Below are 21,213 nucleotides of genomic sequence, written 5' to 3'. Positions count from 1 at the left end.
GTTGCTTGGTAATTCACCGATACTCGAAAGAACGGAGTATTACGGACCAAGCGGGGGTGGCCGAGATGACGTCCGGTAATGATGAGGAATTCCTGCGTCTGCGCGCGGAAGAGGCGCTCGCGCAGAGCGTCGTCGGGCTGACCGGGCGTTTGCGTGGCGTCTACACAGCGTTGCTGTTGGCGGGTAGACAGCGATGGCGGCTGTCGGTGTACCGGACCCAGCCCGCTCCGACTGGTCGGTGTGACGCGCTGCTCATCGGGCCCGGTGGAGTGTTCGCGCTCGCCGTGGTCGACGAGCTGCCGGACGACGACCAGGTGCGGCGGCTGCGCGCACAGGCCGAACAGCTGTTTGCCGGTGTGTCGATCGGACCGAATCGCAATGAGTTCGTCCGGGAGACAGTCGAGTTGGTGTTCGTTCTGCCGCCTGGCCGACGTGCCGGCGGCGATGGCCGGTTCGTGGTCGTCACCGACGCGACGGTGCGCACACTGATGGGCCGGCGATCGGTGATGCCCGCACGGTTGGCCGGCGACCTCGCCGAGCACACCGCCCAGCGCCATCGCGACTATCGTCCGATCGCCCGGCTCGCCCCCGCGCAGCCGCCCGCCGAGACAGACGGCCTGCTGGAGGTGGAAACGCTACATACCGACCACCTTGCCGGTGCGCTGGCCAAGCCGTTCCCGACCTGGCTGGCTTTCCTCGATCCCGCCCAGCTCGCGTTGGTAACCCGCAATCACAACGGTCCGGCACGGATCGTGGGTCCGGCGGGGTCGGGGAAAACGGTACTGGCGCTACACCGGATGGCACATCGTGCCCGCCGCAGCACCGGGCCGCTGCTGTTCACCACGTTGGTGAAGAACCTGCCGCCGTGCCAGGAGTCGGCGTTCGCGCGGTTGCTGCCCGATGCGGCCGGGCGGGCGGAGTTCACGAACCTGCACGCGTGGGCGCAGGCGTTCCTGACCGAGCGCGGGATTCCGATGAGAATGGAGCTCAAGCGGGCCGACACAGCCTTCAACCTCGCGTGGGGGCGAGTCGGCAGGTCGGGCCCACTGGCGGAGATCTCGCCCGCGCTCCCCTACTGGCGAGAGGAAGTCGATCGGGTGATCAAGGGGCGTGGACTCGCCTGCGACGACGCCGGGTTCACCGCCTATGCCGAGGTGGATCGGCGTGGTCGCCGAGTGTCGTTGCGTACCGGTCAGCGCCGACACGTGTGGGAGCTGTACCAGGCCTATGAGGCATACCGGACCGAGTGGGGATGCTTCGACGGAAACGATGTCATCACCGCAGCGCTCGACGAACTGCGCGCGCGTCCCCTCCGGCAGCCGTACGCGATGGTCGTCGTCGACGAAATGCAGGACATGACCGTGCAGAGCGTGCGGCTGGTTCACGCGCTGACCGGCGACGAACCCAACTCTCTGCTGTTCGTCGGCGACCGCCAGCAGCAGATCTACGCGGGCGGCTGGCGATTCGTCGATGCCGAAGTCAATATCGTCGGGCGCAGCGAGAAGCTCACCAAGAACTACCGCAACCGCCGGGAGGTCCTGCGACTCGCGGCGAGCCTGCCGGGCGCACGACCCGTCGAGGACCTCGATACCAGCGAACGGCAGAGCCTCGATCTCACCGACGCCGCCCTTCCCGACGGCTACGCCGGACGGCAGTACTGTGCGCGGGCCGAGCTGCACGGTCACATTCGTCGCCAGCTGGACAATATTGTCGCCCAGGGCATCTCGCTGTCGGACACCGCGATCATCACCATCACCAACGCCGAAGCGGAAGCCGTGCTCCGCCTATTGCGCCGCTGGGGAATCGCCGCGCAGGAGCTCGTCGAGTATCGCTGCGCCGACACCGACAGCGGCGTCAAGGTCGGCACGGTCTATCGCGCGAAGGGCTTGGATTTCCGCGCGGTGATCCATCCGTTCGTCGAGCCGGCGCCGCCGGGTACCGACGCCGAACGGGAGCGTCAGGATTTGATTATGCGCCAGCAGTTCGTCGCGGTCACGCGGGCCAGGGACTATGTCTGGCTGGGGATCGTCCGGGGCTGACGGAATTCGGCGACGTGGCGGATTGTCGGTGGCTGGTCGTAGGATCCGGGGATGGGGAGTTCACTTCTGCCGCATGTGCGGGCATCGAATGCGCTGACAGGGCGGTGGTGCGAAACATTCGGGGGCGGGGACGCGGTGGTGTCGGGGGCCGGATTGTGGCCACTACTCGCCGTGTTGGCGGGGGCTGCTTCCGGACGGGCGAGAGATGAGCTCGCCGCGGCGGTGGGGGTTCCGGCGGAGCAGGCCCATTCGGCGGGGCTGGACATGCTGAAATCGCTGGATACTTCGCGGGAGGTATCGACGGCGATCGGGGCGTGGGTTCGGCCGGGGCTGACCCTGCGCGAGGAGTGGGTTCGCAGTATGCCCACCGGGACGGTCGGTGAGCTGGGCGATCCGGCAGCACTCGATGCGTGGGCGAACGAGCAGACCCGGGGGTTGATCAAGAAATTTCCGGTGCCGATCACCTCGGACACGGCGCTCGCGCTGGCGACCGCGCTGATGGCACGCACCCGCTGGGTGCAGGCGTTCGACGAGATCCTCTACACACCGGAAACCGGTCCGTGGCAAGGACATCGGGGACCCGGCCTGTACCGCACGAGCCATCCCGACGGCAGCGTGTCGGTACTCGACGACGAAGTGACCCGGGTGATCGTCACCGGCAAGGGCGAACTCGACGTGCACCTGCTGATCGGCACGAATTCGCGGCACGGTCTGGCCACCGGCCTGGCGGCTCTGGACGGGACCGTCGATGTGCGGACAGAACTGCCTGTCGACACGACGGCGCCCTGTCTGTCGGTGAGTCGACGGGAGACCTTTGGCGGTGGCGACTCCGTGGTGCTGACCATGCCGCCGTTCGAGGTGGAGAACAAGCACAACCTCGCTCGCCATGCGGCGATGTTCGGCCTGTCCACCTCGATGAACGTTCCCGGTTCCCATTTCGCCGGACTCGCAGCGGATCCGCTGGCGCTGGATGCCGCGGGTCAGGACGTCATCGCACGCTTCGACGCCGAAGGCTTCGAAGCGGCTGCCGTCACGGCCGTGGCAATGCGCCTCGGCAGCATTCCGCAGAAGACATGGTCGACGATCACATCGGTGAACATCGACCGCCCCTTCGGATTCATCGCGGTAGACCGGCCGACCGGCCTCGTCTTGGTCGCAGGTCAGATCACGAAGCCGCCGGTGGAATGGGTTCGGCCGGTCGGTGCGGAACCGGCGGGCAGACGAAACTCGGGGCCGCCGTGGTGAGATCGGTAATCGACATTGCCGAAGCCGTTGCTCAGCAACAGGATTCGGTTTCGATACGGCTAGTGGAGGCCGTATCCTGGTAGCAGTCCGCAGTCAGGTGCACAGGGGGTCGTGGTGATCGTCGTTGTCGCGGACGAGAGCGAACTCGAAGGCGCGGAACAGATCGTCGGCGCGGCGCTCCGTGACCAGGCGTTTCGGGCGGGCGGCGTCGCCGTGTTCCGCTGTCACGTACCGGAGAGCCGGGGCGGGTCGGTCGAGGTCGACGCGTTGGTGTGCACGCCGCAGAGCGTGACCATCGTGGAGGTGAAGGGATTCACCGCCCGTCAGGAAGGCACCCTCGCCACCCCTCCGAACGGGCCGTGGACCATCGACGGCGAACCGGCCGCGCTCTATCACGCCGTCCGGGTGCCCAACCCGTTCGTCCAGGTGCGCCGACAGGTCTTCGCGGCCAAGAGCCTGCTGCAGCAGTCGGGGATCTTCGGCTGGGTGAACGCGGTGATCGCGCTGGTCGCCCAGCCCGGCGCCGAGATCACCATCGAGGAAACCAGGATCGCCGACGGGTACCGCGCGGTGCTGATCGATCGCGACGACGCCGGCGCACTGCACGACTATTTCCAGGCCGAGAGCGGGCGCACGGTCCGGCTCAGCATCGATGACGTCACCCGGGTGTTCGGTGCGTTGAACCTGGGCCATCTGTTGCCTTCCCCCGATGAACTGACAGCACAGGGCTTTCCGGCTGCTCTCGACCCGGCGACTACTTCCCGGCCCATCGCCCCGACCGCTGTGGAGCTCGGCTCCCCCTCGGGGACAGCTGATTCCGGCACCGCATCGAGTTCCCCTGCGGCGTCGACCGGTTCGGCTCGCGCATCTACACCCGCATTTCTCGCCGCGATCGACAGGCTCGCCCATCGACCCCCTACGGCGGTTCGCCCCGAGGATCCGACGTCGGCCCGCGCTGAAGGCGAGACGGAATCCCCTTCTTCGAGTGACGGTTTCATCAGCGCGCAGGCCGACGACGTGGCGTTATCGGCCACAGCGATCGGACCACCCGACGAGCCGACAACCGACGCCGAACCCGCCGAACAGGTGACTGACGAGACTTCGCCCCCCGACAGTGCCGAACTGGACTCGCCCCGGGACGACACCCCTGAGCATGAGCCAACCGCCGAGGGCGCTGCTCCGGAGAGCGAAAGCGCCACACGCGCTGAGACTTTCGACGACGACACGATCGACCTGGACGAGCCCGCACTCGGCGAAGTAGCCGAGTCATCGGACGGTCAGTCCGAAAGCACCGTCTCGCTGAGCAAATCCGTCGTCGGCAATGAATCGGGCGCGATCGACGATCCACCGACCATCGACCGCCACGAACCCACGCCCGGGGGCGAGGTGGCCGCTGCGGGCGCACCTGCTGGTACCGACGAAAGCCCGACTGCCGAGTCGGTTCCCGCGGTCGGTACAGCGGCCGCGTTGGGCACTGCCGCCGTGGTCGGTGCCGCCGGGTCGACCCGCGAGACCGAATCGCGGAGTACCCCTTCACAGGCGTACACCCCCGCCGTCGCACCGTCGTATCGTTCCCCGGAAACCCCAGCTCCCCAGCAACACTCGGAGCACTGGTCCGATTGGGTCGAACGCGACCGAACGACGCGACAGCCGACCCTCTCGGAAAGGTGGCGGTCATGGCGGCGCGGGAACGGCCCGTCGCTGCGCGAGCGGTGGCACAACCGTCCCGTTCGGGAGCGGAGTACGCCCAGGCGGGGCCTACGGGTCGGGCCAGGTGTCGCCTTGCTGCTGTTCATCGCGCTGTTCGGAGCCGGGTTCTTCGCGATCGCGGCGGTGCAGGCGAGCCGATTCGAGATGTCGGACTACGACCGGATGTGTGGCGAGGACAAGAAGCCGTTCCCGAACGCCGCGCCCTATGAGCGCGACGGCGCGCGCCCGATCTATCTGTCCGGTGACCTCACGACCATGGTCCACCCGGACGATCCGACCGCGTGGAACCCGGACGATCCGTCGACCGTGCAGCTCATCGCCTGCATGAAGCAGCTGGAACTGCGTGACCTCGTGCAGACCTGCCAGTACGGCCCCTCCCCCGGCGCACCGGTGGGGCGCACCGTCAACCTCTTCCGCGCCACCTACGAGATCGTCGTCTACGAACTCCACACCGGACGCGAGGTCGCCAAGGCCACCATGCTCGGCGAACGCTATTCCGACAACCCGGCCAACACCGACCAGGACCGCTGCCGGGCAGCCGCCGACGCCCCCGACTACCTCGGCCGCCGCCTCGGCCAACCCTCGACAGCCCAGCTCACCGGCTTCCTCGCCCCACTGGTCCACGCCCCCCGCTGAACCGCTTGACCTCGAGCGCACTCGAGGTAGCAGGATTCACCTCGTGCCCCGAGCACAACCCGACACCGCGCCTACCCAGCGACGGTCGCGCCTCCGCCGGTTTCCTCGTACACCCACCGGCGGAGGCCGTCGGACTCTTCCCGGGTAGTCACCTCTACGGTGCCGCGGGGCCCGGTTCTGTGGTCGGCTGCTCGCTGGATGCCGCCTCACCGGCAGGCTGCTCGCCGGTCGCGTGCTCATCGGTGCCGAGTTGCAGTGCGCGAGCGAGTTTCACCTGAGCTCGCCGCAGGTCCTGGCCCACGATCTGCAGGGTGTGCGGCTCCGCGAGGCCGCGCTCACGGATCAGTTCGGTCACGTTCTCCAGACGCAGCAATGAGGCCTCGAGATAACCCTGCAGGACGGCGATCCGATCGGCGGGCACTGTCTGAACAGTCCTGCTCGCCAGCGATTCCAGATCGCGCTGCGCCTTGAGGGTGTCGGAGGTGAGCACCGCGAAGACGCCCCAGAGGTCGTCGACCGCCACACCCGCGATCTGAGCGCGCAGCGACTCGTACGATTCGTTGCGGCGTGCCGAGGCTTCTCTGACGTCGCGCAGCGCATCGTTGAGGTGCGATTTCATCGCGTCCGGAATGCGATAGACCTGATTGACCTCGGCTGTTCCGATTCGCTCGGCGACCCGGCTCACAATCGCCAGCGCGTCGTCGATATCGGTGAGCGCCACACGCAGCAGAGGCGCGGTCGCGTGAAACCGTGGATCCATCGCCTGCAGATCGTAGAACTCGTTGATCCGCTTGCCCGCCACCGCGATGTCGCGGCTGAGCAGTGCGATGTTCTCGTGCAGCCCCATGGCGTGCAGTCGCTGACCGACTGCGACATCCAGTGCCGCGGCGACATTGGGGTCGCTCGGTTCGTGGATGTGGTGGACTGCCGACGCGATCCCCGAACGAGAGAACGCCTTGGTGAAGAAGATCGTGCTGATCGACAAGGACAGACCGAGCAGGAAATCCGGTTCCGCCTTGAAGACGTGGCCGATGTTCCCCCGTGCCGAAATCAAGCTGACGCCGATCATCACAAGACCCAGTGCGGCCCAGAGATATTGCGCCCTCGTCATGTGCCGGCTACTCAGCGCCTGGTTGTCGCCCATCTTCTCCCCCACTGCAGCGGCCGTACGCAGCCGCGACTATCTCACTACGCATCCTCCTGCACGACACCGTGATTCGCACCCCCGATCACGAAACCGCCGCCCCGCGATCGTCGCGTCCCGCCCCGTCGGGTGGTGTGCGAGATCCGCGGCGGTAAGACGACAACAGCCGCACGTTCACTCGGAACGTGCGGCTGCGCGAACGGGATTCACGCCGAAACGGTGATTTCCCATTCGTGGATCGTCAGGTCCGAGGCGCCGGTGGTGTGCAGCGGGTCGGAGTGGGCGATTGTCGTTGCGGCGGTGAGGCTTTCGGCCAGGATGACATAGGCGCCGCCGGTGCCGTCGGTGAAGCCGCCGCTTTCCTGGAGCTGACCCTCAGCGAGCAGTTCCTGCAGGAAGCTGCGGTGCGGTTCGATCACCGAGGCATCGAACGCCGGGGTGCGTTCGGCCATCACGAGGTACTTGCGCGCCACGCCTCAGGACTCCGACTCGCCGCGCGCGGCCTTCGTGGCGGCCGTCGCGGCCGCGGCGGCGCGGACCTGCGGCGCCACCTGCACGACCTGGCCGAGCACGCCGTTCACGAACGACGGGGAGTCGTCGGTGGACAGTTCCTTGGCCAGCTCGACAGCCTCGTCGACCGCGACGACCGGGGGCACATCGGTGGCGTGGAACAGTTCCCACACCGCGATCCGCAGAATGGCCCGGTCGACCGCGGGCAGCCGCTGCAGGGTCCAGTCCTGGAGGTAACCCTCGATGGTGCCGTCGACCCGGTCGAGATCGTCGGCGACGCCCTCGACGAGGGTGGTGGTGTAGGCGTGCACGGGGGCCACGCTCTGGTCGCGGGTCGCCAGCTCAGCGCGATCCGAGAGCAGCACGGAGACGTCGACATCGCGCGCCTCCGCCTCGAACAGCAGGTCCACGGCCCGGCGGCGCGCCTTGTGGCGCGCGCCGAGCTTCTTGAACGAGCCCTTCTTGTCTGCCGGGGAGTCGGTCACGATCAGCCGTTGACGCGGCCGAGGTAGCTGCCGTCGCGCGAGTCGATTTTCAGCTTGTCACCGGTGTTGATGAACAGCGGAACGGCAACCTCGGCGCCGGTCTCCAGGGTGGCGGGCTTGGTGCCGCCGGTGGAGCGGTCGCCCTGCAGGCCGATGTCGGTGTGCTGCACGACCAGCTCGATGGTGACGGGGAGCTCCACGAACAGCGGCGCGTCCTCGTGCACGGCAACCTGCACGCCCATGTTCTCCAGCAGGAAGCGGGCACCGTCACCGATGGTGGCCTCCGGGATGGAGATCTGGTCGTAGGTGTCACCGTCCATGAAGATGTAGTCGGTGCCGTCGTGGTACAGGTAGGTCATGTCGCGACGGTCGACGGTCGCGGTCTCGACCTTGACACCCGCATTGAAGGTCTTGTCGACGACCTTGCCGGACACGACGTTCTTCAGCTTGGTCCGCACGAACGCGGGGCCTTTGCCCGGCTTCACGTGCTGGAATTCGATGATCTGCTGGAGCTGACCGTCGATCTTCAGCACAAGGCCGTTCTTGAAGTCGCTGGTGTCCGCCACTGTCCTCGGATCTCCTCGTTCGTATTACTGCGTACTGGGGGTTACTGCGTTCTGCGCGCCGACGTCAGTCGACGACGATCAAGTCCTTGCTGGTGCGGGTGAGCAGTTCCGGGCCCGCTTCGCGCACCACGAGCGTGTCCTCGATCCGGACCCCGCCGCGGCCGGGAAGGTATACACCAGGTTCGACGGTCACCGCCACACCAGCCAGAAGTGTACCGGTACTCGTTTTCGCCACTCCGGGTGCTTCATGGATCTGCAGCCCGACGCCGTGACCGAGACCGTGCACGAACTGCGGGCCGTACCCCGCTTCTTCGATGATCATCCGGGCCGCCGCGTCGACCTCGCTGGTCTGCGCGCCGGGTTTGAGCGCCTCGGTGCCCGCGCGTTGCGAGCGGGCGACCAGTTCGTAGATCTCCCGCTGCCAGTCGGCGGGGGTCCCCAGGACCAGGGTGCGGGTCATGTCGGAGTGGTAGCCGTTGACCACCGCGCCGAAATCGAACTTCACGAAGTCGCCGGTGGCCAGGACGGCGCCGGTCGGCCGGTGGTGCGGGATGGCCGAATGGGCGCCCGCGGCGACGATCGTCTCGAACGAGATCGCGTCGGCACCGTGCTCGAACATCGCCCATTCGAGGTCGCGGGCGACCTGCCTCTCGGTGCGGCCCGGACGCAGCAGGCCCCGCTCGAGCAGAGTGGCCAGCGCCTTGTCGGCTGCCGTGCACGCCGCGCCGAGCTGGTCGACCTCGTAGGGATCCTTGACCATGCGCAGCTGTTCGACCAGACCCGAGGTGGGGACGAGTTGCAGCCCGGTGCGCAGTTCCTGGAACGAGGTGTGCTGATCGACGGTCACCACGTGGCTCTCGAAGCCGACGCGACCGAGCTGCCATTCCCCGGTCAGCTCGAGAACGCGGCGCGCGGTGGCCCGGCAGATCTCGGCCTGCAGATCGGGGACCTGTTCGGCGACCTGAGCGGAGTACCGGCCGTCGGTACCGATGACGGTGCGGTCCTCGGCTCCGCGCATATCCCACGAATGCACCAGCACAACGGCATTGGATCCGGTGAAGCCGGTCAGGTACCGGATGTTGACCAGATCGGTCACCAGCAACGCGTCGACACCGTTTTCCACCAGCAGGCTCCGCAGGGCACCGCGCCGGGCCGCGTAATCGGGAGCCGTGTAGTCAGCACACATGGGTCAACGCTACCGCCCGACGGGCGACACGTCGGCACGCGATGCCCAGGATTTCGTGTCGGTGGGCGAGGTGGATACGGCATTGTTCACATGCGCGGACGTTATCCACATTCTCGGGTACGGCCCACTTTCGGCGGTCGCGGCCCAGCACGATCGATCCCATGACCACTGCCGCGTTCTGTTGCCTCATCGCCTGGTGCCTGCTGCTGGGCGTCATCGACATCCATGCCCGTCGCCTTCCCAACGCGCTGACCGGCGTGGGTGCGGCCGCGGTGTTCCTGTTCGCCTTCTCGACAGGGGAATTGGAGACCGCGGTGATCGGGGCCGCGCTGTTGACGATGCCGTATCTGATCACCCACCTGCTCTCCCCGGCCGCACTCGGCGCGGGTGATGTGAAGCTCGCGGTGTCGCTCGGAGCTGCCGCGGCGATCGCCGGACCACCCGCCTGGGTGTGGGCCGCGCTGGCCGCACCACTGCTCACCGCCGCGGCCGCGGTGGTGCTGCTCGGCGGTGATCGGCTGCGTACGGCGCTGGGTCGTGGTCCGCGGCAGGTGCGCGCGGCACCGGCACGACGGCTGGTGCCACACGGCCCCGCGATGTGCCTGGCCACCGTCACCGCGATGGCACTGGCATGACCGGCGGCGCGACGCGCCGAGACGATCCCGGGGACGGGGTGTTGCCGGCGGTCCGGAACAGGCCGGTTCGGCCGGATCAGGGCGGCGGCCGCCACCGCGCGGCCCGGCTCGGTGCCGACGTGCCGCTCGTCACGTCGGCCCGCGTTCCCGACTACACGTGTCGACATGGGAAGATAGTCGGCGTGTTGCGCTGGATAACTGCCGGAGAATCCCATGGTCCCGCTCTCGTCGCCCTCCTGGAAGGGATGGTCGCCGGAGTCGAGGTGACATCGGACGATGTCTCCGCACAGCTCGCCCGCCGCCGGCTCGGTTACGGGCGCGGCGCCCGGATGAAATTCGAGGCCGACAAGGTCACCCTGGTCGGTGGCGTTCGCCACGGCCGCACCATGGGTGGACCGGTCGCGATCGAGATCGCCAACTCCGAGTGGCCCAAGTGGACCGAAGTGATGTCGGCCGATCCGATCGACGAGACCGAGCTCGCGGGAATGGCGCGTAACGCGCCGCTCACCCGCCCGCGCCCCGGTCACGCCGATTACTCCGGGATGCTCAAGTACGGCTTCGACGATGCCCGTCCGGTGCTCGAGCGGGCCAGCGCCCGGGAGACCGCGGCTCGGGTCGCGGCCGGCACACTCGCGCGCAACTTCCTGCGTCAGGCCTTCGGTGTCGAGGTCATCTCGCATGTGGTGTCGATCGGGACCGCCGCCAACACCACCGGTGTCACGCCGGGCCCGGCCGATCTCGACGCGATCGACGCCAGCCCCGTGCGGGCGTTCGACGCCGACGCCGAGGCGGCCATGATCGCCGAGATCGAAGCAGCCAAGAAGGACGGCGACACCCTCGGCGGCGTCGTCGAGGTGATCGTGGACGGCCTGCCCATCGGGCTCGGTTCGTTCGTCAGCGGTGAGCAGCGTCTGGATTCGCGCCTGGCCGCCGCCCTCATGGGCATCCAGGCGATCAAGGGTGTCGAGGTGGGCGACGGGTTCGAGACCGCGCGCCGACGCGGCAGCCAGGCCCACGACGAGATGCGTCCCGGCCCCGACGGCGTCCTGCGCTCGACCAACCGCGCGGGTGGCCTCGAAGGCGGCATGACCAACGGCGAGGCACTGCGGGTGCGCGCCGCCATGAAACCGATCTCGACCGTGCCGCGCGCGCTGTCGACGGTCGACATGTCCAGCGGTGAGGAAGCCGTCGCCATCCACCAGCGCTCGGACGTGTGCGCGGTGCCCGCGGCGGCCGTGGTCGCGGAGTCGATGGTGGCCCTGGTGCTGGCGCAGGCCGCGCTGGAGAAGTTCGGCGGCGACTCGCTGGCCGAGACCGTCGACAACATCACCAGTTACGTCAAGCGGATCGGTAGCCGCCCACACGTGCCCGCGGACAGCCGTATCCCGTGACCGAGCAGGGGCAGGAGGGGACCGCGCCGGAGAGCGACGCGGGCCCCTCACCGGCGATCGTCGAGCCCGGAGCTCCTGACACCGGCGGTGACCACCGGACCGCGCCGGCGGCACGCGTGGTACTGGTCGGGTTGCCCGGCTCGGGGAAGTCGACCATCGGGCGCAAGCTGGCCAGGGAACTCGGGGTGGAGCTCTACGACACCGACGCGGGCATCGAGGCCGATACCGGCCGCACGATTCCCGATATCTTCGCCACCGACGGTGAGACGGAGTTCCGCCGGATCGAGGAACAGGTGGTGCGCCGCGCCGTGCTCGAGCACGACGGCGTGGTTTCCCTCGGCGGCGGTTCGGTGCTGTCCGAACGGACCAGGGACCTGCTGCGGGACGCTCTCGTCGTCTACCTGGAAATCAGTGTGTCCGAAGGGGTTCGGCGCACCGGCGCCAGCAGTACCCGTCCACTGCTCAACGGAGTCGACCCCGCAGCCAAGTATCGGGATCTGATGCGCGAGCGTCGCCCGCTCTACCGCGAGATCGCCTCCGTGCGTGTGCGGACCGATGGGCGGAGTCCTGGTCGGGTGGTGCGGATGATCCTGACCAAGCTCGGTCTCGAATCGGTGCGCACCGATCTGCCATCTCCCCGTGTGAACGCCGGAAACACCTCGCCCGCTTCGGGTTCGGTCACCGGCAGGCCCGGAACGGGCAGCAATCGGTCCAAGAACCGGCGACGTGCCAGGGCGCGCGCCGCCGCCGCGCGCCGAAGCGGTGCCGACCAGACGGGTGTGGCGGCCGTCGAACGCCGCGACGCCCCGGATGATCGGAACCGTTCGGGGGCAACACCATCCGCGACCGATCGGACGGCAGTCGACGACACCACCGGCGCCACCCGCACGGCGGGTGCGGCGCAGAGTGAGTCACGCACGACCGCCGGTCGACGGTCCCGGCGTAGCAGGTCGCGCCGAGGCGGTGCGCGGATCCGGCCGGCAACCACCGTTGCCACCCGGGAAACCGGCGGCACGGTGGCCGAGAGCCCGGAGAGCCGCGCGAGCTCGAAATCAGAGGGCCGCGCGGGTACAGCCGAAAACCCGCCGGGCAACCGCACTACCGACGCAAGCCAGCCAGGCAACCGCGCTGCCGGCGCCGGGGGTCGGGCGGGCAACCGCAGCACGCCGGGTAGTCGAGTAGGCGGCCGCAGCCCGGTCGCGGGAAGCCAGGCGGCCGGTCGCAATGCCGGTCGCGGCAGGCGGGCGGCGAGCCGCGAGGCAGGCGCCCCGACGCGGGCCGGCCAGCGCGGTGGCGAGTCTGCCGGACCGTCGAGTACGACCACCGCAGATCCTTCGCCGGAAAGCCGGACCGGGGCACCACAACAGGTGCAGCGGGCCGGACCATCCGGTGACGCGGATCGTGGGACCGCCGCCAACGAACGTCGACGACGCGGGCAACCGCGGCGACGCGGCGGGCGACGCAATAACAATGACCAGAAAGAATCGGAGCAGCGCACGTGACAGAGCCGACCATCATCCAGGTTCGCACCGCCGACCCGTACCCGGTGATCATCGGCCGCGGGCTGCTCGGCGATCTCGTCGAAGCGGTCAACGCGGGCAACGCCGTGCGGACCGTGGCGATCTTCCATCAGCCGCCGCTGGCCGAAACCGCCGAGGCGGTGCGTAAAGCACTGGCCGACACCGGGATCGACGCGCATCGCATCGAGATCCCTGACGCCGAGGACGGCAAGGAACTGGCCGTGGCCGGGTTCTGCTGGGAGGTGCTCGGCCGGATCGGCCTGACCCGCAACGACGCCATCGTGAGTCTCGGCGGTGGCGCCGCCACCGACCTGGCCGGCTTCGTCGCCGCCACCTGGATGCGCGGGGTGCGCATCGTGCACGTGCCGACCACGCTGCTGGCGATGGTCGACGCCGCGGTCGGCGGCAAGACCGGCATCAACACCGAGGCGGGTAAGAACCTCGTGGGCAGCTTCCACGAGCCCAGCGCCGTGCTGGTCGACCTCGCGACCCTGGAAACGGTGCCGCGCAACGAGATCGTGGCGGGCATGGCCGAGATCATCAAGGCCGGTTTCATCGCCGACCCGGTGATCCTCGATCTCATCGAGGCCGATCCCGAGGCTGCCCTCGACCCCACCGGCGATGTGCTGCCCGAACTGATCCGCCGCGCCATCCAGGTCAAGGCCGACGTGGTCGCCGCCGACCTCAAGGAATCGAGCCTGCGCGAGATCCTGAACTACGGCCACACCCTCGGCCACGCTGTGGAGCGCCGCGAGCGCTACCGCTGGCGTCACGGCGCCGCGGTGTCCGTCGGCTTGGTCTTCGCCGCCGAACTCGGCCGACTGGCCGGCCGTCTCGACGACGCCACCGCCGATCGGCACCGCACCATCCTGGAAAGCGTCGGCCTGCCCGTCTCCTACGACGGCGATGCGCTCCCCCACCTGATGGACGCGATGCAAACCGACAAGAAGACCCGATCCGGTGTGCTGCGTTTCGTGATCCTGGACGGTCTGGCCAAGCCCGGCCGACTCGAGGGCCCTGATCCGTCGCTGCTGGCCGCCGCCTACTCGGCCATCGCCCGCGACACCACCCCGGGCACGTCGCCGATCATGCTCTGAGATCCGAACTCTGGCCCCTGTTCGCGCCCCGACACCATGGTGGGGCGCGAACAGGTGCGCAGGGTCTGCCTCCCGGCCGGTGCCGTTCCGGAGAGAACGACTCCGCTCAGTTCGCGGTGGCGAATTCGGGTTCCGCAGCGCCGGTGGCGGATTCGCTCGAACGGCGCGACCGTGCGTAGCCGAAGGCGATACCCGCCAGCGCGGGCAGGAAGATCAGCAGCAGGATGAACGAGGCCGCGGAGGTCAGTTCGTAGAGGATCCCGGCGTCGCCGAGTTCGATTCCGGGCACCTGATCGAGGACCCAGCACACGGCCGAGCTGGCCAGGCCCGCGCCGAACCCGGCAGCCAACCAGCGGACGGTGAGGCCGTCGGCGCGCGTGCGGCCGTCGCGCACGCCCCAAACGACAACCACGGCGACGATGGCGAGCAGGCAGGCCGCGCGCCAGAAGGTCCCGTACGTGGGCCAGGAGGCCATGGCGAGGCCGAGCAAAACGCGCAGGGCGACGACCAGCGCGCCGAGGACGGTGGCTCGTAACACCCAAGCGGTCATGAGGAACACCTTAGCGGTCCAAAACTAGAACCGGTGTCAATTCGACGGATCGGTCGGTGACGTCGAGGATCCAGCACGCACTCGGCGCCAGCCACCGGAGCCGTCGCCTACTGCTGGGGAAGGGACGCTTCCAGCGCCGCGGCCATCGCCGCGCGCGGCGCAGGCTGACCGGTGAACAGTTCGACCTGTCCATATGCCTGATTCAGCAACATCTGCAGGCCGCTGACCACTGTGTGCCCGGCGGCCTCGACCGCCGTTGCGAGGGGGGTCGGCCACGGGTTGTAGATCGCGTCGAGCACGACCGGTGCCACGGCTACATCTGATGCGATCACCGCGGCCGCCTCGGCGGGCACCGTGCTCACCACCGCTCCGGCCGACGCGCACGCCGCGCGCACCTGCTCCCTGTCCAGCGGCACGACCGTGGCCCGCAGGCCGAGACGGTCCGCCAATTCCAGTGCGCTGCGCGCCCGTCCGGCATCACGGGCGATCACCGTGACCTTCTTCGCCCCGAGTTCGGACAGGGCAAGCAACGCGGGCCTGGCCGTTCCGCCGGCACCGAGCACGACAGCCTCGTCGATCGTCGAGACACCACCACCGCGCAGCGCACCGAGTACGCCGTCGACATCGGTGCAGTCCGCCGACCACCCGGCATCGACGCGCACGAGGGTATTGGCCGAGCCGACCAGCACCGCGCGCTCGGTGCGCTCGGCGGCCACCGCCAGCGCCGCTTCCTTGCCCGGCATCGTCACCGACAGCCCGACCCATTCCGGGCCCAGCTCACCGACGAGCCCGGGCAGCCGCGCGGCGTCGCATTCGATCCGCTCGTAACTCCAGTCGAGGCCCAGCGCGCGGTAAGCGGCCAGGTGCAGCTGGGGCGAGCGCGAATGCGCGATCGGCTGACCGAGGACAGCGGCCTTGCGACCCATCTCAGCGCCCACTGTCGAGAATGCCGCTCTGCTCGGCCTTCACGATATTGCGCAGGTGCTCGGAGTAGCTCTCGGTGAACAGGGTGGTGCCCTTCTTGTCGATCGTGACGAAGTACAGCCACTTCCCCGGCTCCGGATTCTCCATCGCCTGCAGGGCTTTGAGCGAGGGTGCGGAGATCGGATTGGCGGGCAGGCCCGACATCGCGTAGGTGTTCCACGGCGTGACGGTGTTGCGGTCGGAGTCGGTGGTGGCGACCTCGGTCTCCTCCAGCGAATAGTTCACCGTCGAGTCGAACTGCAACGGCTGGTCGATCCGCAGCCGGTTGACGATGACCCGCGCGACCTTCGGCATGTCCGGCGCCAGCGCTTCGCGTTCGACCAACGACGCCGCGATCAACGTCTGATAAGGATTGAGCTGGGTTTCGGCGCCCGAACGCAACAACCCGGTGGATTCGTAGAGCGCCGCGCTCGCGGTGATCAGCTGACGCAGGATCTGCACCGCCCCGCCGCTGGGATCGAAATCCAGGGTGCCCGCGGAGATCAGCCCGTCGAGCTGCCTGCGCCGATCGGGGGCGGCCGCGACCGACGCCTTGGCCCAGTCGGGCACGCCGAGAGCGGCCAGGTCGGCACTGGCGCCCGCGGCATCGAGTTGCTCGTAGGTGACGCACTTGGCGGCGGAACCGGCGCCGAGGCAACTGGCGGCGGCGATCTTGGTGTAGATGCCTTCCGTGGGGGCGCCGGTGTGGACGTCGCGCCGGTTGTGCAGCTGACGCCCCTCCGAGATCACGACGTTGCCGACGCGCGAGCCCTTCGACACCAGCGAGGTCACCGCGTGTGCGGCGGGGCTGTTCTTCTGGACCGCGTAATACCCGGGCTGCACGCTGTTCATGTTCGAATTGCGCACGGCCGCTTCGTAGAACGCTTCCGAACTGGCGACGACACCCTTTTCCTTCATGGTGTCGGCGATCTGAGTGGCGGTGTCACCGGAATGCACCTGGACCACCACGAGTTCGCCGGGCGGGCCCGCGAAATCCTCGGCGGGCGCGAGACTGCCCATCAGTTTGTACCCGGCGAAACCGGCGGCGGAGACGACCAGCACGACGAACACGGCCGCGATCACCCACATATTGCGGCGGCGCTTCTTGCGCTCGGCCGCCTTCCGCGAGGCGATCCGTGATTTGGCGCGTCCCGACGGCTTGTTCCGGCCGGGCGGCTTGTTCCGGCCGGACCCCGCGCGAGGACGGCCACGCTCGGCCGTCGGGGCGCGCTGCCCGACGCGACGCGGCGCAACGACCGGCTCCGGCTCGGGTTCCGGTTCGAGAACGTCGTCCAGGATCTGGTCGTCGTAGACCTCGTCCTCGTAGCGCGGGATGACGTCGGTGCCGTCCTCGTCCCACTCGCCGCGATCCGGCGCCGCGTCCTCGCGCACGGTGCGGGGATCGAGCCCCCAGTCGTCGCGGCGGGGGTAGCGCCGATCAGCTTCCCGTGCCCGGTAGCGTTCCTCGGCTCTGGTCCATCGGTCGGTCATGCATCGTCTCCGACCCTCGCCGTATCTGCTGCGTCCTTCAACACCGAACTCCGCTCGTCCAACCATCCTTGCAGAATCGACACGGCTGCCGCCTGATCGATCATCTGCCGCTGGCCACGTGCGCGAACTCCACTGTCGCGCAGCGCACGTGCAGCAGACACCGTAGTCAAACGTTCGTCGGAAAGGCGTATCGGAATCGGGTCGATCACCCGGCGCAACTGCTTGGCAAACTTACGCGCGATGGCGGCGGCGGTGCCGTTTTCGCCGCGCAACGTGCGTGGCAGACCGATGATCACCTCGACCGCTTCGTATTCCCGCACAATGTCGGCAATTCTTGCGATATCGGCGGGTGGGCCCGCTCGCCCACCGGATTTGGCGCGCGCGACGGTCTCGACGGGGGTGGCGAGGATGCCGTCCGGGTCGCTCGAGGCGACGCCGATGCGCACGCTACCGACGTCGATCGCGATCCGGCGGCCCCGGCCCGGGTCGGTCTCCGGGTCGGGGCGGTCGGCGGATTCCTCGCTGGACGAACCAGGGGTGGTCATCAGCCGGCGAGTTCGGCCACCCGGGCACGGACCGCGGTCAAACCGGCCGGGATGCCCGACGGATCCGAGCCCGCGCCCTGCGCCATCTCCGGCTTGCCGCCACCACGCCCGGCGATACTCGGCCCGAAGGCCGCGACCAGATCGCCGGACTTGAAGCCGAGATCCTGGGCGGCCTTGTTCACGGTCACCACGAACGGCGCCTTGCCCTCGACGTTGCCGAGCAGCACGACCACGGCGGCCTCGCTGCCGAGACGGCCACGGATATCGGTGGCCAGCGTCCGCAGGTCACCAGCCGACACACCCTCGGGCGCCGCGGCGGCCACCAGACGCACCGACCCGACCCGCTCGGCCTGCTCGGCGAATGTGCCCGCCGACGACAGCACCGCGGCGATCTTGGTGCGCTCCAGTTCCTTCTCGGCCACCTTGAGCCGCTCCACGAGCTGCTCCACGCGCCCTGGCACCTCGTCGGAGGGCACCTTCAGCGACGACGCGACACCGGCCAGCAGCGCCCGCTCCTTGGCCAGGTACCTGTAGGAGTCGAGGCCGACGAAGGCCTCGATGCGACGCACCCCGGAACCGACCGAGGCCTCACCCAGCAGGGTGATCGGGCCGATCTGCGAGGAGTGCTCCACGTGGGTGCCGCCGCACAGCTCCATCGAGAACGGCCCGCCGATCTCCACGACGCGCACCTCGTCGCCGTAGTTCTCGCCGAACAGCGCCATAGCGCCCATCTTCTTGGCATTGGGCAGATCGGTGACAAAGGTGTTCACCGGGAAGTTCGCGCCGACAGCGTCATTGGAGACGGCCTCGATATCGGCCTTCTGCTGCTCCGACAGCGCGCCCTGCCAGTTGAAGTCGAACCGCAGGTAGCCCGGCTTGTTCAGCGAACCCGCCTGCACGGCGTTGGGGCCGAGGATCTGGCGCAGCGCGGCGTGCACCATGTGCGTGCCGGAGTGGCCCTGGGTGGCGCCGCGACGCCAGGCCGGATCCGCTTGCGCGAGCACGACATCGCCCTCGGTGAGCTGGCCCGACTCGACGGTGGCCTTGTGCACCCAGACCTTCTTGGCGATCTTCTGCACGTCGTTGACCTGCAGCTTCACACCCGAGGCGGTGATGGTGCCGCGGTCGGCGATCTGACCGCCGGACTCGGCGTACATCGGGCTGCGATCGAGGATGACCTCGATGTCCTGGCCTGCCGTGGCCACCGGGACGCGCACGCCGTCGGCGATCAGGGCCAGCACAGTGGCCTCGGAGGTCAGCTCGTCGAACCCGGTGAACTCGGTGGCGCCACGGTCGACCAGTTCCTTGTAGACGGTGAGGTCGGCGTGGGCGTGCTTGCGCGCCTGGGCGTCGTCCTTGGCGCGCTTGCGCTGCTCGGCCATGAGCGAGCGGAAACCGTCCTCGTCCACGGACAGGCCCGCCTCGGCGGCCATTTCGAGGGTGAGGTCGATCGGGAAGCCGTAGGTGTCGTGCAGGGCGAACGCGTCGGAGCCGGTGATCTGCTTGCCGCCCTTGGACTTCACCGCGGTGGCGGCGTTGTCGAACAGGGTCTCGCCGGTGTTGAGGGTCTTGAGGAACGCCATCTCCTCGCCGACCGACACGGTCTCGATGCGCGAGAAGTCGGTGGCCAGCTCGGGGTAGGACGGCGCCATCAGGTCGGTGACGACCTTGATCAGCTCGGCCATCACCGGCTTCTCGGCGCCGAGCAGGCGTGCCGAACGCACGATGCGGCGCAGCAGGCGGCGCAGCACATACCCGCGGCCGTCGTTGCCGGGGTTCACGCCGTCGGCGATGAGCATCGCGGCGGTACGGGCGTGGTCGGCGATCACACGGAAGCGCACGTCGTCGGTGTGGTCGACGCCGTAGGAGCGGCCGGTGAGTTCCTCGGCCTTGTCGATGATCGGGCGCATCAGGTCGGTCTCGTAGACGTTGTCCACGCCCTGGAGCAGGAACGCGACCCGCTCGACGCCCATGCCGGTGTCGATGTTCTGCTTGGGCAGCGGGCCGAGGATCTCGAAGTTGTCCTTGGAGATGCCGGCGCCGCGCTCGTTCTGCATGAACACGAGATTCCAGATCTCGATGTAGCGGTCCTCGTCGGCCTCGGGGCCGCCCTCGACGCCGTATTCGGGGCCGCGGTCGTAGTAGATCTCCGAACACGGGCCACACGGGCCGGGGATGCCCATCGACCAGTAGTTGTCGGCCATGCCGCGACGCTGGATGCGGTCGGCGGGCACGCCCATCTCGAGCCACATCCGCTCGGCCTCGTCGTCGTCGAGGTAGACGGTGACCCATAGGCGCTCGGGATCGAAACCGTAGCCGCCGTCCTCGACGCTGTCGGTGAGCAACGTCCAGGCCAGCGTGATGGCTTCACGCTTGAAGTAGTCGCCGAAGCTGAAGTTGCCCGCCATCTGGAAGAACGTGTTGTGGCGGGTGGTGATGCCGACGTTCTCGATGTCGAGGGTGCGCACGCACTTCTGCACGCTGGTCGCGGTGGCGTACGGCGGGGTCTGCTGACCGAGGAAATACGGAACGAACTGGACCATGCCTGCGTTGACGAACAACAGGTTGGGGTCGGCCAGGATCAGCGAAGCACTGGGGACCTCGGTGTGTCCGGCACGGACGAAATGGTCCAGGAACCGTCGTCGAATCTCGTGGGTCTGCACAAATACCCAGCCTACCGGGCCGGTGCGCGTTGTTTTGAATCGACCGGGGTGGTCCACGCCACGCCGCTGAGACGGCGGATCGACGACAATCGCGCCGTGACGAAAACCGAGCGGCTCTACGCACTCGCCGAGGAACTGCGGGCCTACAGCCCGCGGCCGCGGACCGCCCGGCAACTCGCGGCCCGCTTCGAGGTGTCGACCCGCACGATCGAACGCGATCTTGCCGCATTGGCCCAGGCCGGGGTGCCGATCATGACCGTGCCCGGGCGCGCGGGCGGGTACGCGCTCGATCGGCATCGGACGCTCGCTCCGGTGAGTCTGACGACGGCCGAGGCCACTGCCCTCGCGGTGGCGTTGCCACGGTTGGCCGGTACGCCGTTCGCCGCGGCGGCTTCGGCGGTACACAAGATCGTGGCGGTGCTGCCCGAACAGGACCGGGTGCGCGCTACCGCACTGGTGGAGCGGATCCGGTTGCTGCCGGTGGATCCGGCGAGAGCGGTCTCGCCCGCGATTCTCGACGCGGTGATCCGGCGGCGGGTGCTGCGCTTGGACTACGCCGACCGCGAGGGCGTGACCACTTCGCGGGAAGTGGAACCGCTGGCCTTCCTGGCGGGCGACGAGTGGTTTCTGTACGCCTGGTGCCGGATGCGGACGGGACTGCGGGGATTTCGACTCGATCGGGTGCTCGCCGCGCACGTACTGGACGAGGCGAGTCCCGAACGCGAGGTGGACCTGTCGACGATCCCGACGGGCTTCGGCACGCTCATCGATGTGACCGCGATCACCGACACACCGTTGTCGCGCAACGACTGAATTCTGGATGGCGCAGGCCGCCGC

Annotated in this window: 17 protein-coding genes and 1 pseudogene; 8 read left to right on the top strand and 10 right to left on the bottom strand. The window is 68.5% G+C overall.

Features of this window, described 5'->3' with window-relative positions:
- Positions 1-65: 65 nt before the first annotated feature.
- The 3 genes from ACFULV_RS29755 to ACFULV_RS29745 all read left to right on the top strand — a co-directional run bounded on the left by ACFULV_RS29755 (position 66) and on the right by ACFULV_RS29745 (position 5,630).
- The gene (locus ACFULV_RS29755; protein WP_378662420.1) at positions 66-2,039 is read left to right on the top strand and encodes a UvrD-helicase domain-containing protein; all 1,974 of its coding nucleotides are present in this window, start codon (positions 66-68) and stop codon (positions 2,037-2,039) included.
- 51 nt (positions 2,040-2,090) lie between these two features.
- Positions 2,091-3,284, top strand: coding sequence for a serpin family protein (locus tag ACFULV_RS29750; protein ID WP_378662417.1), 1,194 nt, complete (start codon positions 2,091-2,093; stop codon positions 3,282-3,284).
- Between the two features lie 111 nt (positions 3,285-3,395).
- Entirely contained in the window at positions 3,396-5,630 is a 2,235-nt protein-coding gene (locus ACFULV_RS29745) for an NERD domain-containing protein (RefSeq protein WP_378662414.1), read from the top strand.
- Between the two features lie 154 nt (positions 5,631-5,784).
- Here ACFULV_RS29745 and ACFULV_RS29740 read toward each other — a convergent pair whose 3' ends face one another.
- The 5 genes from ACFULV_RS29740 to ACFULV_RS29720 all read right to left on the bottom strand — a co-directional run bounded on the left by ACFULV_RS29740 (position 5,785) and on the right by ACFULV_RS29720 (position 9,521).
- A complete protein-coding gene (locus ACFULV_RS29740; RefSeq protein WP_378662411.1) occupies positions 5,785-6,741 on the bottom strand; it encodes a hypothetical protein in 957 nt (318 codons plus the stop codon).
- A 239-nt stretch (positions 6,742-6,980) separates the two neighbouring features.
- Positions 6,981-7,247, bottom strand: coding sequence for a YciI family protein (locus ACFULV_RS29735; RefSeq protein WP_378626984.1), 267 nt, complete (start codon positions 7,245-7,247; stop codon positions 6,981-6,983).
- Positions 7,248-7,250: 3 nt separating this feature from the next.
- On the bottom strand, positions 7,251-7,769 hold the full coding sequence (nusB, locus tag ACFULV_RS29730) for a transcription antitermination factor NusB (RefSeq protein ID WP_378626982.1): 519 nt from the start codon (positions 7,767-7,769) through the stop codon (positions 7,251-7,253).
- Between the two features lie 2 nt (positions 7,770-7,771).
- On the bottom strand, positions 7,772-8,335 hold the full coding sequence (gene efp, locus ACFULV_RS29725) for an elongation factor P (protein ID WP_067452307.1): 564 nt from the start codon (positions 8,333-8,335) through the stop codon (positions 7,772-7,774).
- Between the two features lie 64 nt (positions 8,336-8,399).
- Positions 8,400-9,521, bottom strand: coding sequence for a M24 family metallopeptidase (locus tag ACFULV_RS29720; RefSeq protein WP_378662410.1), 1,122 nt, complete (start codon positions 9,519-9,521; stop codon positions 8,400-8,402).
- Between the two features lie 161 nt (positions 9,522-9,682).
- On the opposite strand from ACFULV_RS29720, the gene ACFULV_RS29715 reads away from it, so the two are divergent.
- The 4 genes and pseudogenes from ACFULV_RS29715 (at position 9,683) to aroB (ending at position 14,164) form a co-directional block, all read left to right on the top strand.
- Positions 9,683-10,156: a prepilin peptidase gene (locus tag ACFULV_RS29715; RefSeq protein WP_378662407.1), complete on the top strand. Its 474-nt coding sequence runs from the start codon at positions 9,683-9,685 to the stop codon at positions 10,154-10,156.
- A 182-nt stretch (positions 10,157-10,338) separates the two neighbouring features.
- A complete protein-coding gene (aroC, locus tag ACFULV_RS29710; protein ID WP_378662404.1) occupies positions 10,339-11,547 on the top strand; it encodes a chorismate synthase in 1,209 nt (402 codons plus the stop codon).
- A 116-nt stretch (positions 11,548-11,663) separates the two neighbouring features.
- Positions 11,664-12,161 (top strand): annotated as a pseudogene (locus ACFULV_RS29705) (shikimate kinase); the annotation flags it as partial.
- Positions 12,162-13,045: 884 nt separating this feature from the next.
- Positions 13,046-14,164, top strand: coding sequence for a 3-dehydroquinate synthase (gene aroB, locus ACFULV_RS29700; RefSeq protein ID WP_378662401.1), 1,119 nt, complete (start codon positions 13,046-13,048; stop codon positions 14,162-14,164).
- A 106-nt stretch (positions 14,165-14,270) separates the two neighbouring features.
- Here the strand turns inward: aroB and ACFULV_RS29695 are convergent, their stop codons facing one another.
- The 5 genes from ACFULV_RS29695 to alaS all read right to left on the bottom strand — a co-directional run bounded on the left by ACFULV_RS29695 (position 14,271) and on the right by alaS (position 20,376).
- On the bottom strand, positions 14,271-14,714 hold the full coding sequence (locus ACFULV_RS29695) for a B-4DMT family transporter (protein WP_378626976.1): 444 nt from the start codon (positions 14,712-14,714) through the stop codon (positions 14,271-14,273).
- Between the two features lie 107 nt (positions 14,715-14,821).
- Entirely contained in the window at positions 14,822-15,640 is an 819-nt protein-coding gene (locus ACFULV_RS29690; protein ID WP_378662398.1) for a shikimate dehydrogenase, read from the bottom strand.
- A 1-nt stretch (position 15,641) separates the two neighbouring features.
- Complete coding sequence (mltG, locus tag ACFULV_RS29685) at positions 15,642-17,168, bottom strand: endolytic transglycosylase MltG (protein WP_378626974.1); 1,527 nt, start codon at positions 17,166-17,168, stop codon at positions 15,642-15,644.
- A complete protein-coding gene (gene ruvX, locus ACFULV_RS29680) occupies positions 17,165-17,713 on the bottom strand; it encodes a Holliday junction resolvase RuvX (RefSeq protein WP_378626973.1) in 549 nt (182 codons plus the stop codon). The genes mltG and ruvX overlap by 4 nt, the downstream gene beginning before the upstream one ends.
- Positions 17,713-20,376: an alanine--tRNA ligase gene (alaS, locus tag ACFULV_RS29675; protein WP_378662395.1), complete on the bottom strand. Its 2,664-nt coding sequence runs from the start codon at positions 20,374-20,376 to the stop codon at positions 17,713-17,715. The genes ruvX and alaS overlap by 1 nt, the downstream gene beginning before the upstream one ends.
- 96 nt (positions 20,377-20,472) lie before the next feature.
- Here alaS and ACFULV_RS29670 point away from each other — a divergent pair, with 96 nt between their 5' ends.
- Positions 20,473-21,189, top strand: a complete 717-nt coding sequence (locus ACFULV_RS29670; protein WP_378662392.1) for a helix-turn-helix transcriptional regulator — start codon at positions 20,473-20,475, stop codon at positions 21,187-21,189.
- The last annotated feature ends 24 nt before the right edge of the window (positions 21,190-21,213 follow it).

The organism is Nocardia sp. NPDC057272, from assembly GCF_042668615.1.
GTDB lineage: Bacteria > Actinomycetota > Actinomycetes > Mycobacteriales > Mycobacteriaceae > Nocardia.
The sequence above is the reverse complement of the archived record's forward strand: the minus strand, read 5'-3'. Positions and strand labels throughout refer to the sequence as shown.

Excerpts from the sequence above, each read along its gene's own strand:
- ACFULV_RS29755 (WP_378662420.1), top strand. The coding sequence starts at position 66 with ATGACGTCCGGTAATGATGAGGAATTCCTGCGTCTGCGCGCGGAAGAG.
- ACFULV_RS29750 (WP_378662417.1), top strand. The coding sequence starts at position 2,091 with ATGGGGAGTTCACTTCTGCCGCATGTGCGGGCATCGAATGCGCTGACA.
- ACFULV_RS29740 (WP_378662411.1), bottom strand. The coding sequence starts at position 6,741 with ATGACGAGGGCGCAATATCTCTGGGCCGCACTGGGTCTTGTGATGATC.
- ACFULV_RS29720 (WP_378662410.1), bottom strand. The coding sequence starts at position 9,521 with ATGTGTGCTGACTACACGGCTCCCGATTACGCGGCCCGGCGCGGTGCC.
- ACFULV_RS29715 (WP_378662407.1), top strand. The coding sequence starts at position 9,683 with ATGACCACTGCCGCGTTCTGTTGCCTCATCGCCTGGTGCCTGCTGCTG.
- ACFULV_RS29695 (WP_378626976.1), bottom strand. The coding sequence starts at position 14,714 with ATGACCGCTTGGGTGTTACGAGCCACCGTCCTCGGCGCGCTGGTCGTC.
- ACFULV_RS29690 (WP_378662398.1), bottom strand. The coding sequence starts at position 15,640 with ATGGGTCGCAAGGCCGCTGTCCTCGGTCAGCCGATCGCGCATTCGCGC.
- mltG (WP_378626974.1), bottom strand. The coding sequence starts at position 17,168 with ATGACCGACCGATGGACCAGAGCCGAGGAACGCTACCGGGCACGGGAA.
- ruvX (WP_378626973.1), bottom strand. The coding sequence starts at position 17,713 with ATGACCACCCCTGGTTCGTCCAGCGAGGAATCCGCCGACCGCCCCGAC.